The following is a 2,575-nucleotide window of genomic DNA, read 5'->3' on the forward strand; positions in this document are numbered from 1 at the left end:
GCACCTGACCCTTGCCATCGGCTGTACGGGTGGTCAGCATCGCTCTGTGGCTTTGGTGGAACGCTTGGCCCAGGATTTACAGCCTTGGGTGGCTGCTCCCCCCGGGCAGGGTCTGCCGCATCTCAATGTGCAGGTGCACCATCGCCATTTGCTCGATTCCCAGCGGGAAATGGAGGCCCGCTTCGGCCCGCTGACGGGGCGCGTTAGCGTTGCGCAGCAACAGGTTAGGATCCCGGATGACTCCAGCACCCTAGCGGGAACGGCTGCTGTTCCTGTAATCCCCCATGGTTAAGCCTGCCCGCACCAATGGCGACCCATCCCCTCCCTCTGGCTGGGGTCTGCACCGTCCCTTGGCTGGTTGGCCAGGAACCGGATGGAAATGGCTCTCCCCCGGACTGGCGGTCAAACGCTGGCTGAGCCTATCCATCGGGGGGGTGTTGTTAATGGTGCTGGGCATTGCCATCTGGACGGAACTGACCCCCGTTTTTCGTCTCAAACAGCTGATCGACTTCACCCTACGCCTGATTACCACTTGGATCCCGAACAACATCAGTGGCCCTTTGGTGACTGGGATCGGCTTGGCGCTGGTGGTGTTGGGGTTCCGCAGCGCCATGCGCTCGATTGAGGATGTGCTCATCCCGGAGGGAGACGAAGCCCTGGTGGATAAGCTCCTGTCTCGCCGTCGCCTCAGTCGCGGGCCGCGCATTGTCGTGTTGGGAGGAGGCACCGGACTGTCCCATCTGCTGCGGGGCTTGAAACACTACAGCTCCAACATCACGGCGGTGGTCACTGTAGCGGATGATGGCGGCTCCTCCGGGCGCTTGCGGCGGGAAATTGGGGTTTTACCCCCCGGAGATATTCGCAACTGCCTCACGGCCCTAGCCAACGAAGAAAAGCTGCTCACGGAACTGTTTCAATATCGCTTCCAGTCGGGGGATGGGCTGACGGGCCATAGCTTTGGCAACCTGTTCATTACAGCCCTAACGGCGGTTACCGGCGGCGACTTGATCCGGGCGATTACGGCAACCTCCCAAGTCTTGGCGATTCAGGGGCGGGTGCTACCCGCGACTTTGGCGGATGTCACCCTCTGGGCAGAACTGAGCGATGGCCGCCGCGTGGTTGGGGAATCGAACATTGCCAAGGCAGGTGGGCGTATCCATCGGATTGGCTGTGACCCGCCCAACCCTCCCGCCGTCCCGGAAGTAATCGAGGCCATCCGGGCAGCAGAATTTTTAATCTTAGGGCCAGGTAGCCTTTACACCAGCATCATCCCCAACCTTTTGGTACCGGAAATTGTGGAGGCAATCGCCCAAAATCCTGCCCCCCACATTTACGTGTGCAACATCATGACGGAGCCAGGCGAAACAGATGGCTACACGGTCGGGGATCATGTCATGGCCCTGGATCGGGTGGCCGGGATCCGCCTATTTGATGGGGTATTGGTGCAGCGGGAGTTGCCCTCGGCGCGGGCACTGGAGCATTACCGGCGTAGCGGCTCGGAGTTTGTGCTGTTGGATCCGGATAAATTGGCCTATCTAGGGTGTCGAGCGGTGTTGGCCAATGTCATGCAAGAGGATCCGGAGACGGGGCTAGTGCGCCACAATCCAGAGCGGTTGGCAGCCATGCTGATGCGCTGGTTTGACCGTCATCGGTCTTTCTGAGGATGTCTCAGCTAAAGTGAGGAGAGCATGAACAGAACGGGAATTGCCATTGACCCTAACTGCAGGGGTCCTTCATGATTGAAAGAGAAGTTTAACCTATAACTAGTTGGCACGCTTTCCTGCATGTTGCAGCGTTTGTTTTTGGGTGGTTTGCGGCGGCGAATTGGCCGTATTGAGGTGACTGGGGTAATTGAGAGCAAAACCCGGGAACGGGTCTTAAAAGCCCTGAAGGAGGCAGAGGAAAAGCAGATTCCAGCTATAGTATTGCGCATTGATAGCCCTGGTGGCACAGTGGCTGATTCTCAGGAAATCTACAATGCCCTTGTGCGCTTACGGGAACAAAAAGGCACCCGCATTATTGCCAGCTTTGGGAACATTGCTGCTTCTGGAGGGGTTTACATTGCCATGGGGGCGGAAAAAATTGTCTCTAACCCAGGCACCATCACTGGCAGCATTGGTGTAATTATTCGGGGTAACAATATTGAGCGGCTTCTGGACAAGGTGGGGATTTCCTTTAAGGTCATCAAGTCTGGGCCCTATAAGGATATTCTCTCTTTTGACCGGGAACTCACCGCCGAAGAGCGCACTATCCTACAAGAGCTGATTGACATTACCTATAGCCAGTTTGTGCAAACGGTGGCAACGGCCCGCAAGCTAAGCTTGAACGTGGTTAGAACGTTTGCGGATGGGCGCATTTTTAGTGGGGAACAGGCCCTCCATTTGGGTGTGGTGGATCGGTTGGGCAGCGAAGAAGATGCCCGTCTGTGGGCGGCAGAATTGGCAGGGCTAGAGCCAGAGACCAAGTTTTATGATCTGATCCCACGGCGCAGCGGCTGGGCGCGGTTGATCCCTGGGGGAGAGGCCCTGGCGCGTTTGCATTTTGATGTGGTGAGCTCCGGCCTACCCCTCTGGCT

General features: G+C 57.5%; 3 protein-coding genes. All 3 read left to right on the forward strand.

Annotation, left to right across the window (positions count from 1 at the left end):
- The coding region (locus JX360_RS17160) for a RapZ C-terminal domain-containing protein (RefSeq protein ID WP_279611604.1) at nt 1-292 on the forward strand (292 nt) is incomplete at its 5' end.
- Nucleotides 285-1,661 (forward strand): gluconeogenesis factor YvcK family protein, encoded by a 1,377-nt coding sequence (locus tag JX360_RS17165; protein WP_244353436.1) that lies wholly within the window; start codon nt 285-287, stop codon nt 1,659-1,661. The genes JX360_RS17160 and JX360_RS17165, both read left to right, overlap by 8 nt.
- 123 nt (nt 1,662-1,784) lie before the next feature.
- Nucleotides 1,785-2,575 (forward strand): signal peptide peptidase SppA (sppA, locus tag JX360_RS17170; protein WP_244353437.1); only part of this gene is annotated, 791 nt, incomplete at its 3' end.

This window comes from Thermostichus vulcanus str. 'Rupite', assembly GCF_022848905.1.
In the GTDB taxonomy this organism is placed as follows: Bacteria; Cyanobacteriota; Cyanobacteriia; order Thermostichales; family Thermostichaceae; genus Thermostichus; species Thermostichus vulcanus_A.

Excerpts from the sequence above, each read along its gene's own strand:
- JX360_RS17165 (WP_244353436.1), top strand. The coding sequence starts at position 285 with ATGGTTAAGCCTGCCCGCACCAATGGCGACCCATCCCCTCCCTCTGGC.